Consider the following 14,334-nt stretch of genomic DNA (forward strand, 5'->3'; position numbering starts at 1 on the left):
GATAAATGCGGGCCGCTGCTTAATTCACGGAACCCCAAATGAACAATAACGATCTGGTCGCCAAGCTGTGGAAGCTGTGCGATAACCTGCGCGATGGCGGCGTCTCCTATCAAAACTACGTTAACGAACTCGCCTCGCTGCTGTTTCTTAAAATGTGTAAAGAGACCGGGCAGGAAGCGGACTACCTGCCGGCAGGCTACCGCTGGGATGATCTGAAATCCCGCATTGGTCAGGAGCAGTTGCAGTTCTACCGTAACCTGCTGGTGCATCTGGGCGCAGACGAGAAAAAGCTGGTGCAGGCGGTATTCCAGAACGTCAACACCACCATCACTCAACCAAAGCAGTTGACCGAGTTGGTGAGCAATATGGACTCACTGGACTGGTACAACGGCGTGCATGGTAAATCCCGCGACGATTTCGGCGATATGTACGAAGGGCTGTTGCAGAAGAACGCCAACGAAACCAAATCTGGCGCGGGCCAGTACTTCACCCCGCGTCCGCTGATCAAAACTATTATCCATCTGTTGAAACCCCAGCCGCGCGAAGTGGTACAAGACCCGGCAGCGGGCACGGCGGGCTTTTTGATTGAAGCCGACCGCTACGTTAAAGCGCAGACACACGATCTGGATGACCTTGATGGCGATACCCAGGATTTCCAGATCCATCGCGCGTTTATCGGCCTGGAACTGGTGCCCGGCACCCGCCGCTTGGCGCTGATGAACTGCCTGCTGCACGATATTGAAGGCAACCTCGATCACGGCGGCGCTATCCGCTTGGGCAACACGCTGGGCAGCGATGGCGAAAACCTGCCTAAGGCGCATATTGTCGCCACCAACCCGCCGTTTGGCAGTGCGGCGGGCACCAACATTACCCGCACCTTCGTACACCCGACCAGCAACAAACAGCTGTGCTTTATACAGCATATTATCGAAACGCTACACCCTGGCGGTCGTGCGGCGGTAGTGGTGCCGGATAACGTGCTGTTTGATCGAGTTGGATTGGAAATCCGGCGAGATTTAATGGATAAATGTCATCTGCATACCATTCTGCGTCTGCCGACCGGTATCTTTTACGCACAAGGCGTGAAGACCAACGTGCTGTTCTTTACCAAAGGCACCGTCGCCAATCCGAATCAGGATAAGAATTGCACCGACGAGGTATGGGTGTATGACCTGCGTACCAATATGCCAAGCTTCGGCAAGCGCACGCCGTTTACCGATGAGTATTTACAGCCATTCGAGCGCGTTTATGGTGAAGATCCGCGCGGCTTAAGCCCGCGTGAAGAGGGTGAATGGAGCTTTAACGCCGAAGAGACGGAAGTTGCCGATAGCGAAGAGAATAAAAACACCGATCGGCACCTGGCCACCAGCCGCTGGCGCAAGTTCAGCCGCGAATGGATCCGCACGGCAAAATCCGATTCGCTGGATATCTCCTGGCTGAAGGATAAAGACAGCATCGACGCCGACAGCTTACCGGAACCGGATGTGTTAGCGGCAGAAGCGATGGGTGAACTTGTACAGGCGCTGGGTGAACTGGATGCGCTGATGCGTGAACTGGGCGCGAGCGATGAGGCAGATGCGCAGCGTCAGTTGCTGAATGAAGCGTTTGGTGAGGTGAATGGATGAGTGAGGGGAAATTGCCGGAGGGTTGGGTACCGACTCAATTGTCTGCACTAGGTCATATCGTCACAGGGAAAACTCCCAGCACTAAGGAGCCATCAAATTTTGGAGGTGATATTCCTTTTATCAAACCCGGCGATCTTGAACTAGGTGGCAATATCATGACAACCACCGATACTTTGACGGCCAAAGGGCTAGCACTTGTACCAACACTTCCTGCCGATTCAATCGTTGTAACCTGCATTGGAAACTTGGGAAAAGTTGGAGTTACCACTAAAAGATCAGCCTCTAATCAACAAATAAATACATTAATCCCGTCACAAAGACTGAATGTTAAATTTGTTTATTTCCAAATTTTGACATTAAAGGCATGGTTAGAGTCTCAATCAGCGGCTACTACAATTGCTATTGTGAACAAGAGCAAGTTCTCTAAAGCGCCATTTAAACTTCCGTCGATATCAGAGCAAAAAATCATCGCTGAAAAACTCGATACGCTCCTGGCGAAGGTAGGCAGCACCAAAACTCGCCTTGAGCAAATCCCGCTAATCCTGAAACGCTTTCGTCAGGCTGTGTTATCTAATGCCATTAGTGGCAAACTAATTAGGCAAAATTTTGAAAAAAAATTAACCAAACTTAATTCATTCGTATCTATAGATATTGGGAGTGCGTTTAAAAGCTCAGAATTTAGCGATGATGGTATTCCGTTACTACGTGGACAGAATATTGAGCCTGGAGCATTACGTTGGGATGATACTAAAAAATTCCCTATAGACAAACTTAAAAAGCACGCTCATTTATTTATAAATGAAGGGGATGTTATATTAGCAATGGATCGTCCAATAATATCAAGTGGATTAAAAGTTGCTAAAGCAAAAAAAAGTGATCTACCTTGTGTTCTAGTTCAACGAGTTGCCAAATTTAAAGATTTCAAAAACCTAAATCCTGAATATTTATATTTATTGTTGAATGATTTATCTTTCATAAATTATATTAAACCAAATCAAACTGGAAGCGATATTCCGCATATCAGTGGCAAACAAATTTTAAACTTTAATTGTGTTATTCCCCCCCTCCCCGAACAACACGAAATCGTCCGCCGTGTCGAGCAACTGTTCGCCTATGCCGACACCATTGAAAAACAGGTCAATAACGCGCTGTCCCGTGTCAACAACCTGACCCAGTCAATCCTGGCAAAAGCGTTCCGTGGTGAACTCACCGCGCAATGGCGGGCAGAAAACCCGGATTTAATCAGCGGAGAGAACAGCGCCGCCGCGTTGTTGGAAAAAATCAAAGCCGAACGCGCCGCAAACAACAGTAAAAAAGCCGCGCGCAAAAAAGTGTGATGGTTATTTTCGCACGTTGTTGTTGATGTCTGCATTTTTAGCGCTCCCAATAAAATATTGGGAGCGCTAATCGATTAAGACTCCATCACCTCTACCAGCACATCCGTTGCCCAGCTTTCCTCACTATTAAGCACCTTCCCTTCCTGGCAGGCTTGCGCCATTTTGCCGAGCTGAAAGGTCACGTCATCAGCAAAATCAAAATGTCGCCATACCGATGGGAAGTCGATACGCCAGTAGCCCATTCCCTGATCGAAGCGGATCTTCAACGTTTGGCCATCCTCAAAGGTCACCGTCAGTTTACGATGATGTGGAATATGACGCGACGAGCCGAACACCGTTAAGTCTACCGCCCTGCCCATCAACGCAGCAAACCACTGGTCGGCGAAATCCTGAAAATCCGCTTCGCTCATCCAGTCATGGGAAGGCCGGTTACCGCGGCGTTCTTTAGGCTTAAACAGCGTATCAAGCGCCAGTTCTGCGTTATCGGTCAGTAACGGCTTCAGTGGTTTGATTAACGCCCCCAGCAACGCTAGAGCAACTGGGTTTTGCAGATAGCGATCGGTATAGTGAACGCGGGCAATTTTTTTGTTTTTCATCAGAGACTGCGCTTCTTCATGGTCGTTAAACAGCACATCCCAGAAGCGTTGTCCGAACTGCGAAAGCGGGCCATTCAACTGTTTGTGGATCTGAATGTCTTTTACCCGCTCAACAGAGTTTGCTGATTTCCCCGGCAGAACAAACTCGCGCAGCGCTACCGATTTATAACCGAGGCTGCGAACCACCAGTTCGTCATTCAAGTGCCAGCAAGGGCCCGGGATCGTCGCTTGCTGACTGCGTGAGGCCAATGTCATTACCTGATCGGAAAAGGTGATTTGTGCAACAATCGGCAATTCCAGATCCTGTTCGGCATGGCACAACCGCACGCCCAGCACCGTAAACTGTGAAAGCTCATGTGAGAGTTCTGGGTCATCCACGCCAGCAGGGATGACAAGATCAACAGCAACGTTATCTTTTACCCGGTAGTTCTGTATAGCCGCTCGGAACTGGCGGGCATACAAATCCCACTCATTGAGCGGCCCGTTGAGCCACAACGTGAGTTTTTCAGCGCCTTGGTTAATCGCCCGGCGAACCGCATCGCCAATGTTGCCCGGGCAGTAGCGAGCATCCGGTAGCGAGAATGTCTCTTCATCAGGCAAACCAATGTAATACGTGAAGTCATCTCCAAGCCAGGCCAGCGCCACTTTACGATCCAGCGAATCATGATCGTGACGAGTCTGAGAGTCGAGCAGGCATTCACTGCATGCGCTATCACAATGGCGGCAGCCTAACTGCTTCACCATTCCCAGTAGAATAGCCTCAATGTGCAATGGCGCACTGGAGGCAAAACCGGCACCACCGCTGATCACATCGTAAAGCTGTATGGCTAATGCTGATTGCCCATCGTCCAATCTGACCGGACGCACGGCGTAGCCCAGTTCTGCGGCGGAGATGCCCAGAACACCCGCCAGCGCCTGACGCAGCGCAACCGCCAAGGTAATGGCAACAATTCGCCCCTCTTCGGTGTTATCCGGTAAATATTCGCCGTTTTGCGGCCTGCGCAGAACCATCTCAAAGACATCCGTTCGCGCCAACGCACCCAACGTGATGTTCTTCATAAGCGCCGTCGAACCGGGGCAAATAAGCCGCTGATTCTGGCTATCGCGATCCGCTTTTCCTGGACGCGGTGGGTAGTGAGCTTCCATACTTTTCGGTGCATCGTTTGCATTCAGCATCGACCCTGCACGACCACAGCTCAGGCACAATGCATAACCATGCCCGCCTTCTCCAAGGCTTTGCTGGAAAACATGCCCATCAGCGCCAGAAGCCATATATCCCATTATCGGGTTCGGCAGTGGCACGGGCTCTGCTTTAACAAATACCCAGGCAGGGACAACCGGGATAAATTTCATGGTTTCAATATTGTTCGTTACCGGCGCATGCGCATCGGTGACAAACCCGGTAGGCTGTAGCACCCGGCGGCGATTATCCAGGATGATTTTTTCACCACAGGCACTGTTGGTACAACAGAGCACCCCAGAGCTGCTCATCCCCTCTTCATAGCCGATGGTTCCGCATTTGTGACAGCGCCAGGCGCAATCAAGACGCTGTGCTTCATTGGTATCGGCATTAATATTGTGCCAGTGTAGTGAGACACCCGCAGAGCGGAAGACTCGGCCATCAAGAATAATCTCTGCACCTGGTGCATATTCACGGATGGCAACCCCAAGGTTACGGGAGGGAAGTCCTTTATAACGCGACACGTTATCTTCACGATCTTTTTTATCCCGGCTTTTCTGCGATTTTTCGCGAATATAATCTTCCATGGTGAAGTTATCAAACGTCACCACATCTGTCGGGAAGCCGTATCCAGGAAGGAAGGTTCTGGCTGCCAGATCGCGCAGTAAATATTCGCCGCAGTGTCGCTTTTTCTCCAGTTCTATGCGCTTGCGATAAGGCGTTTGCGGCTGCGACTCGCGCTCCTGAGCTACAAGATCGCGATAGACGGAAAGCCACCGCTGTTGTAGGGAGTCGATCGCGTTGATTGTTTTATCACGCAACAGGTCGGGCCTGGCACCATGCAACGCCGTGCCTTTCACCAGCCGCTCTAGCGCTGCGTCGATATCAAGCTCAGGTCGCTCAAGCCAAACTTTAAAACGTTCACATTTTGAATGCCCGTCAGCCTCACCGAAAAACCATAGGCTGTCGAGACTGGTTTTCTCTTTATCCGTTTCGCCAATAACGTGACATAAAAAATCAGACAGCAATAACGCATTGACATGGCGTTGCACCAACCGGACAGAATTCATCGCAACCATCGGTGCCGGGATCATGGTCTCAAACGGCCAGAGTGGGTTGGCAAAAACCTGCTGGTCGTGCGGGTTCCCTTTACACAGCGTATAAGAGATAGCGCGCGATTCGTTACTACGCCCGGCTCGCCCGGCGCGCTGTAAATAGTTGGCCGGATGCGGCGGTACGTTGTTCATCACCACCGCGGTAATGCCGCCAATGTCTACCCCCATTTCCATGGTGGTGGAACAGTTGAGAACATTAAGCTGCCCGTTCTTGAACATCTTTTCGTAGCTTTGCAGGCGTTCTGAAGATTGCTGGGCAGAGTGCTCGGCAGTGCGATAGTAAAAACCACCTTCCACAACACGATCGTTAATATCCGTCCAGACGTTTTCTGAACGTAATTGCGCGATCAATGGTTCCTTACTGACCCAGTCACGTATTTTCGCAAGACCCGCAGCGTAGTCTTCCTGTGAACGATCCAGCTGCCAAATTTCCGGCATGGCGACCTTCTGCGCGACAAAAGCGTCGTATTGCGCCTGGGTGAGATGTTCAAAGGAAATATGAGTGGGCAGATAAGGGGTTAAACCTTTAAAGGCCGTATCCAGAATTTTATTGGTGACCGGACAAATCCAGGCATCGGTGATTAACGAAAAGGTCAGGTGCTCTTTCGGTAAATAGAAACGGTTACCATCAGGCTTCAGTATTGCAAGTGGCCCAGTAAGTTGATTCCATGCTTCTTTCAGCCACGTATTGATTATATCAATAGTCACTGAATTTGCTGTTTTGAAGCCAGCCCCCAACATCAACAACTTCGCTAAACGATGGGAGATATTACCATTACGAATTTGTGGCCAGCGTTTGTTCTGATTATCTTCAGGATCTTTCAATTCCGGGTTACGGACGAATTTCGATGAAAAACGGCTACCAATCCAGTTTTTCAACTCATCATCAAGTTGCATGAAGCTGTTTTCACGAAGGTAAAAATCCAGGGTCACCTTGAGAAAGTCACGCCAATCATCGAGCGTTAGCCCTTTTTCCTGCCAGTGCACCGGAGCCTGATATGTTTTTTCCAGACCTTGATAACCAATCTGGACTAATCCCTGCGTTTCTAGACTATTAGTACGCTTGGGACGACGCATAAACTCACGGAAAAGCAACATTTCAGAAAGCTTCAGCGGGCCGCCGTTTTTATTAAAAACTTCAGGCGTAAGATAGTGGTTATATTTCAGAATGGGGCCACGAATATCGGCTTTCTCTTTAATCTCATTGACCATTTCCGTCCAGGTGCGGGAGATCAGAGTGGTCGCTGCTTTGCCACCGGTCGCAGCCTGAAAGACCTGTTCAAGTTGTTCAGCTTGCACTTCTACCAGTTTCGCTTGTTCAGGCATTCCCCAACTGCGATATTCCTCAGCCTGTTCGCGCGCCTGTTTTGCCAGCGCAGCTAACTTGCCTAGATCTGCATTGGCATTCGGTGATGTGGAAGTCCGAGTGCGTTGATGCCAGCTAAGGATTTCAACCACACTACCACGTAAGCGACTGCGTTCTGCTTCTTGCTGCATGCGCACCGCCATTCGCGCTGTTCCTTGTCGGCTGTCGGTAAAGGTGATGAGTCGGCGGCCTCGCCCAGGTAATGAATCAGGCCCAACGTCCTCTTTTCTTTCTTCACTGACAAAGTCCTGACAATACTCCAGCACCGTTGGCACAATGTTGGCGACATAAAATGGCCCACCAAATAACGCGCGCCGGAACGGTTGTTTTCCGCTCATGCCTCTGTAGCCACAACCACTAGCGCCACAAACCTGCTCAATATCGTTAATCACCAGCGGGATGCTGTCATTGTTAACCACCCCAATACAACGCGTCTGGCGGTCCAGTCTCTGTAGGGTATAACCCGCCTCGCGGGTATTTTCTGCCGCAATAATAAGTGGGGGCTGGAAACGACTCTCTTTCTCAACTTTTTCTTCTGTGGCGTCGCGTTCAACAGGTACTTCATCCTGCAAAGAAAACTCATCGCTACCTTTATTATCCCATTGGATGAGTTTGCTATTTTTGTCCCGCGCCAGAAGATGTGGCTCGTTACATTCATTACAGAACGCCAGTTCGTAAACCGGGCTTCCACAGTCGCAATTTTGTCGTTGGTTCACATACACATAGCCAAAGGGCCAGCCTTTTTCCAGCGGCGTGCCATGCTTTAGCCTGCACTCTTTATCAACACAAGCCCATACTCCCTGGGTAGCACGCTGGAAGATATGCGCCCTGACCTTAAGAAATGCCGGATCCTTTGTATTGGGTTGGGTACCGGAACAAACATCGAGCCAGCGCAGCACATCCTGCTGGCTATAATGCTGTTTGGTCAGTGAGTTGAGCCGCTGCGTCATCTCATCCAGCTTCATTGGATTTGGTTGGCTGACCAGCATCTCACGTAAATAACGAGCTTCAGGTGAATGCGTCAGTGCAGAGAAGCGTTCCGGACTTACGCCTTTAATTTTGTTCCCATGTTTATCTTCTATATCTAAATCAGGAAGTTGCTCAATTTCTTCCCGCGGGTGATAAACATGTTTGCACGGTTCCAGTTCCGGGATCACCCGGCTTCCATCCAGTACGTCAATACGCTCCTGCGGTATGCCGGATAAGTCAGAGAGGAATTTTTTCAGTTGTTTTTCGGCGTCGCTTCCGGCAATGGTTGCAGAGGTTGCTACAAAGCGCACATCATCTGGCGTCACGCCAAACGCCGTCATCACGCGACGTAACTGGAGTGCCAGTTCAGCGGCCTGCGACCCAACATAGGTATGCGCTTCATCCAATACGATCCAGCGTAGTGATTTTTGTGCTTTGGATTGCTGAATAATTGGGGCGTCGATCTGGCGGACCATCATATATTCCAGCATCGTGCCGTTGGTCACCAGAATCGGAGCCGGCTCTTCACGCATCTTTTCGCGCGAGAGCACTTCATTCGGCCTTTTCGCCTGCTCGCTTTTTACCGAGGCGTGTAGATTTTCGGTGTTGCCGTTATAGAGGCAGTATCGGATCCCGGTACCAAAACCACGTGTCCAGGCATCCAGGCGCTCACGCTGTGAATTAATCAGGGCGTTAAGCGGGTAGAGAAAAAGGGCCCTGACACCGACCAGCGGATTGTTGCCGTTTTCATGCAGCTCCCGGTAGAGATCTTCCAGCACAGGGACCATAAAACATTCCGTTTTGCCTGAACCCGTACCACTGGTTACCACCACCGAATGTTTCTGTTCCAGCAAAGCCTGCCAACTGGCTAACTGGTGAGTGAAGGGGCGCCAGTCGGCACCAAAACGGTAGCGACCATTATTCTGATCATCCAATGAATCAACCACTGCTTTACTCAGCAATGCTTTGCCTTCCGTCAGGCTGCGCATGGTGTCGTTTGACTCTTTCCAACCAAACATTTGCTGGAATACTGGGGAAGCAAGGAATGAGCCGGATTGCCCACAGTCGGCACCCATTTGCCGTGCGAGATGCTTACGCAACTGCGGGTTGGTGACCCCCATGATACTCAGCGTTGCTTCAGTTGAACGAGACAACGATTGTTCAATCAGTGACGAAAAATAGCCTGTAGTCATCCCTATTCCTTTTTATTTTTCAGAAACATAACGCAAAAGGCTGCACTGGAAGATGGCCTTAAACCAGCGTGAGTCGAAGTCCCTGACCTGCCTCAGGAAAAACACGGCACCAGGTTTACGGTCAAACACAGTCTCAAAAGAGGTTTTACCGCTGGCAACAGCCGCCGCGAAGACGGGTAACCAAGCCACGGAACAGTGATAATTCGCTTCTGGATAAATGTCGATCACCGGATCTTTTTGTGACATCATCCAGCTATGCAGACGTTTGCAGCCGTACTCTGGCCAGTGATCCTCACTGTGCTCACGTCTAAGATCTAGATACCACTCGTGAACTAAGAACTCTGGAATAGGTGGGGGTAATTGCCCTACGCTTAACCATATCTCAATTTCATCGGCATACGTTGGGAATACGATCCCCAACCGCTGAAACATACTCTTCACTAGTGCCGCTTGGGTTTCTTCCGGTGCACCTTTTTGGCTCAAAAACAATTGAAAACGCCCGGCTGCGGCTTTGATTTCAAGGATGGGGAAGAACTCCCACAAAATGGGGAACTCATTCTCTATGCGGTTCAGATATTCGGTTAACATTTCAAATTTGAAGAGTGACATCGCCAGCGCCTGCGGGTGTTGTACCAGCGCACGCCATACTTCAAAAGTTGCCAGCGGTAGATAGCCAAATTGATCGTACAGGCTACGCATAAACTGCCAGCCTGAATGAGCAGGATCGTTAGCCATCTGATCGAGCACTAGCGTAATGGTATTAATTTCCTCCTGGGGATTAAAAAGTTGGGTCGCTTTCTGCAATGAACGGATGCTACTCCCCTCCGCAGGTAACGAAGGCTCACCACGAATAAAACAAGGACGGAACGCCATTTCCTCACCCATTTTAGGAACAACTAACCATGGCCCGTTTTTGTTTACGATAGAACCTAGCTCATATTCACCTACGGACACACCTTCGCTCATTCTTGATGATAAAGAGGTCGCTTTCCTCTCCGGTTCACTCAATAGCATGATGACTGGGGAAGGTATTTGCCTGGCACGATAATTAGCTGACTGGCTGATGAGAAGTTCTCTTTCGTAATCATAACGCAAACTGTATCTGTAGCGACGGATCTGCCAGCTTATCGCAGAGCCAGCACCTTTGATCCGCATCTCTACAACTTGGTCAATTCCCGTCTCAAGAGACAGCAAATTTTCGATATGCTCTCTCAGACTATATAAATTAAGTTCGACCGGTTGTTCTCCCGCCGTATAACGCCATTCATGCCATGCCTGTAGCCCACTTATAGAGCGCAAATGTAACTCCAGTGAAAAGCGTGTCGGCTCGCCATTTTTACCAAACAAATAGGCTCTGGAGCCAAGTAAATCATGCAGAGTGATATTTTTATCCAGAGGGTTTCCATTGGCATCAAAGACCAGGCAGCCTTTCGCCGGGAAAGGTAGAACAATCTCTACAGGGTCTGCTACCAAATTTGGACGAATCTGCAGAGAAACAAACGCAGGTGGCATTCCTTCTGCTTTGAGTAATATTTCGGTACGTCCCGCCGTGCGTTTACGCGCAACCTCCAGTGTTCTATTTTTTAAGACGGACATACAGGGATGTTGCGTTGAGATAACAATAGAGCCTTCATTGGCTTCCTCTCTTCCATTTATTTCAACAGTAAAATCTGCTGGCAATATCCCAATTTTTCGACGTAGTAGTGTTTCATTGTTAGTATTTCTGACAGAAATATATTGCACTCCCATCATCTCTTGTACCTGGCATTCATCTAACAATATGCCATTCAGGTAACGTTTGAACTGTATATCTTCAATATCCAGATTTTTCGCCGTAACTTTAGGTACACCAAGGAATGTTTCATCAGGATGGCAATTCCAGGTCACCCGGTTACCATAAAAATCAAATCCCCCTAGATTAGATTGCTCTCTCCCGGTGCGTATCCGGTATATTTCATCCCCGGAAATAGTGACTTCCTGGCACCCTTTTACATAGAGTGTTTTGAACCCTAATATTGACACTGTACTCGGAGAAGCTTCGTATCCAGAAAGAGTGGTCTTTTCACGAGGTAAAACAATAAGGACATCGCTGTTACGTACACTACAAGAAGCTTGCCCTTGCAATAACCAGCAGCCCTCATCAGCAACAAAAGTAAGTGGTACCTCGCCAACAGCGATTTCACTATCACCCAGTTTTATTGTACCAACAATCATCCCTCCAGCCCGCGCAACTAAAGATAAACTCGCAGATGGTTCACGTCTGGCAAATCTTGATTCACTTTTACGTAGGCGAACTCTAGCATGCGCATTTTCTAAAGTAGCATAGGCAGGGCCAAGACTAGCAACTTCGTCACCATCTTCATAAATGGCAAGTTCAAAACGCGTAGTTGATGGTGCGCTGATGATTGGGAAAGAAAGTTCTTCGGGCAGCGAAACTATCGCTCGTATTTGATCCGGATAGTTTTCCGACCAATAGAATTGACAAACGGTACGCTTATTTTTTTGTAAGCGGGATTTGGTTTCTACCGAAGCTGTGCATAACAACCCATTGAGAAAGTGGGTGCCTGTTTCATCGTCCAATGGTATTGGGAACTCATCCCGCCATTTAGGATGAACCTTATCAAGCTGCCTGACTGGTTCGGTATGATTACTCAGGTTGTACAACAGGACCAACGAGCTGAGTTTTTCTGCTATATGGCTGATGAGTTCTACAGAAGTGTCTTCACTAAAAACAATGGGTAGTGTTGACTTTTCCAGGACAGTTCTTACCAGAGAAAGTACGGAAAATCCCGCCAGTTGTGCCTGTTCATATTGATTGAGGATCCGGGAGAATAGCGTCTGGAAATGGTTATCCGATTCCTTGAGCAAGCGGAATGGCAGTCCTCCCTCACTGAATAATGTTCCGAGAAAATTACGTCGTTCCGATTCATAAAATCGAATTGGGCGGATCCAATAGCTTTCCATCCCTTTAGGGATAATATGCCTTAGTTCAGTCGCTGTTAATGATATCCCCAATGTTTTATAAATAGGGTCCCATGTCCACCCACAATTTCGCTCATAATCTCTGCGATACCATTCAGAGCAAAAAAGGACAAAACAGGCTGCATAACCTTTATCATCGACATTACTTTGTGATTGACCAACCGCACGAAGTAGCTGTGTTAGATTATTGTATTCATCGTTGGTCGCATGATATTGATATAGTGGTCGACCATCCGGTAGCCTCAATCCTCTACGATTAAGAAAATTACTTAGCCAGGAAGTACATTTTAACCAGGAAATGCATTCTGATTGACCCAAAGCAAACTCCTTGCAGACAAGAGAAAGAAAACCCCAAGATTCTTCAAGATAAAAAAACAAAACAGGTCAGAGTACCCCCATATCAATTTGGCTGCAATAACTAATTGTTTAGATAAGAGCCACGAATAATTTATTATTTTAATAATATCAAATATTGATTGTTCGCATGCTATTAATTTCTTTGGTTTATAGCTACCAATCGAAAGAAAATTTCACTCAAGTAACAAGGGCTATTAAATCAGAATGAACGGAAAAATCCGTTAGCCAGTGCTCAAGTCTAGCGAGTTTTTACCATTGCATCCTGTGCAATCAATATAGTTCCATGTCAGTCATAAAAAAACATCCAACCATCTTTATGGCTAGATGCCTTTCTGCGTATTATTACTTAGAGTGGGGGGTTATAACCAAATGGAATTACTTCAAGGTGTGTAGTTTCGCAAAATCAAACGGACTCACCGCCTTCTCCCTATTTGCATCCAAGAAGTCAGCCCACCACTGCAGCATCAGCTTGCGCTCATCAAGATGCTCAGCCTTATGGATATAAGCAGCGCGAACAGAGTTGCGTTCCATATGGCTCATCTGCCGTTCAACCGCATCCCTCGACCATAACCCTGACTCAATCAACGAACTGCACGCCATTGTCCTGAAGCCATGGCCGCAGACTTCAACCTGTGTGTCATATCCCATCACTCGCAAAGATTTGTTAACCGTGTTTTCACTCATCGGTTTGCGAGGGTTATGATCACCAATAAAGATCAGTTTATGATCGCCACTGAAAGTCTTTATCTGCTCAAGAATCGCCAGAGCCTGACGAGAAAGTGGCACCAGATGCGGAGTTCGCATTTTAGAGCCACGATGCGAGTGTTTTACCCCTTCGATCGGTTCACGCTCAGGGGGAATAGTCCACATGGCGGTTTCAAAATCGATCTCTGACCAACGGGCAAATCGCAGTTCGCTGGAGCGGATAAAAATCAATAGCGTCAACTCTACCGCTAGGCGCGTTAACGGCCTGCCGGTGTAGCTATCAATTCGTTGAAGCAGTTCTGGAGTTCGCTTTAACTCCAAGGCGGGACGATGCTGCCGATTGCTGGATGCAACGGCACCAGCCATTTCCTGAGCGGGGTTGTAGTCAATTAAGCCACTCTGCACGGCATAACGCATTATTGCGGTCGAACGTTGTTGAAGGCGTGATGCCACTTCAAGACGCCCGGATTGTTCAACGACTTTGATCGGGGCTAACAGGTCACGGGTTTTAAGCTCGCTAATATTACGTTTGCCGATAGCGGGGAAGAGGTTATCTTCCAGGCTTTTCAACACGCGCTTGCTGTGTTCTTCCGACCACTTTTTATTGGTAGCATGCCATTCGATAGCAACCTCTTCAAAAGTACGGGCCTCATTCTGCTCGACCTTATCGGTTTTCTTTTTATCGCTTGGATCGATGCCGTTCGCTATTTGCTTGCGGGCTTCATCACGGCGTGCCCTGGCATCCGCAAGGGAGACATCTGGATAGACACCTAAAGCCAGCATCTTTTGCTTCCCGCCAAAGCGGTACTGCAGACGCCAGTACTTAGAGCCATTCGGGTGAACAAGAAGATGCATGCCATTGCCGTCGGTCAGCTTGTACTGCTTCTCTGTCAACAACACCGCCTAATG

5 protein-coding genes are annotated in these 14,334 nt (G+C 48.6%); 2 read left to right on the forward strand and 3 right to left on the reverse strand.

The genetic code is table 11. The annotated features are described in order from the left end of the window. The first annotated feature begins 38 nt into the window (after window positions 1–38). Both hsdM and IV04_RS11415 read left to right on the forward strand, forming a co-directional pair. Window positions 39–1,625 carry a type I restriction-modification system methyltransferase gene (gene hsdM, locus IV04_RS11410; RefSeq protein ID WP_037403877.1) on the forward strand — a complete coding sequence of 529 codons (1,587 nt, stop codon included), beginning with the start codon at window positions 39–41 and terminating at the stop codon, window positions 1,623–1,625. Further along, window positions 1,622–2,962 carry a restriction endonuclease subunit S gene (locus IV04_RS11415; RefSeq protein ID WP_037403876.1) on the forward strand — a complete coding sequence of 447 codons (1,341 nt, stop codon included), beginning with the start codon at window positions 1,622–1,624 and terminating at the stop codon, window positions 2,960–2,962. The genes hsdM and IV04_RS11415 overlap by 4 nt, the downstream gene beginning before the upstream one ends. Window positions 2,963–3,036: 74 nt before the next feature. On the opposite strand, the gene IV04_RS11420 is transcribed toward IV04_RS11415, so the two are convergent. The 3 genes from IV04_RS11420 to IV04_RS11430 form a co-directional block, all read right to left on the reverse strand. Continuing rightward, window positions 3,037–9,381 carry a DEAD/DEAH box helicase gene (locus IV04_RS11420; protein WP_037403875.1) on the reverse strand — a complete coding sequence of 2,115 codons (6,345 nt, stop codon included), beginning with the start codon at window positions 9,379–9,381 and terminating at the stop codon, window positions 3,037–3,039. A 12-nt stretch (window positions 9,382–9,393) separates the two neighbouring features. After that, window positions 9,394–12,681, reverse strand: coding sequence for an STY4851/ECs_5259 family protein (locus tag IV04_RS11425; protein WP_037403874.1), 3,288 nt, complete (start codon window positions 12,679–12,681; stop codon window positions 9,394–9,396). Between the two features lie 414 nt (window positions 12,682–13,095). Then, on the reverse strand, window positions 13,096–14,319 hold the full coding sequence (locus IV04_RS11430) for an integrase arm-type DNA-binding domain-containing protein (RefSeq protein ID WP_231566320.1): 1,224 nt from the start codon (window positions 14,317–14,319) through the stop codon (window positions 13,096–13,098). Window positions 14,320–14,334 lie beyond the last annotated feature (15 nt).

This window comes from Serratia sp. Ag1, assembly GCF_000743355.1.
Taxonomy (GTDB): Bacteria; Pseudomonadota; Gammaproteobacteria; order Enterobacterales; family Enterobacteriaceae; genus Chania.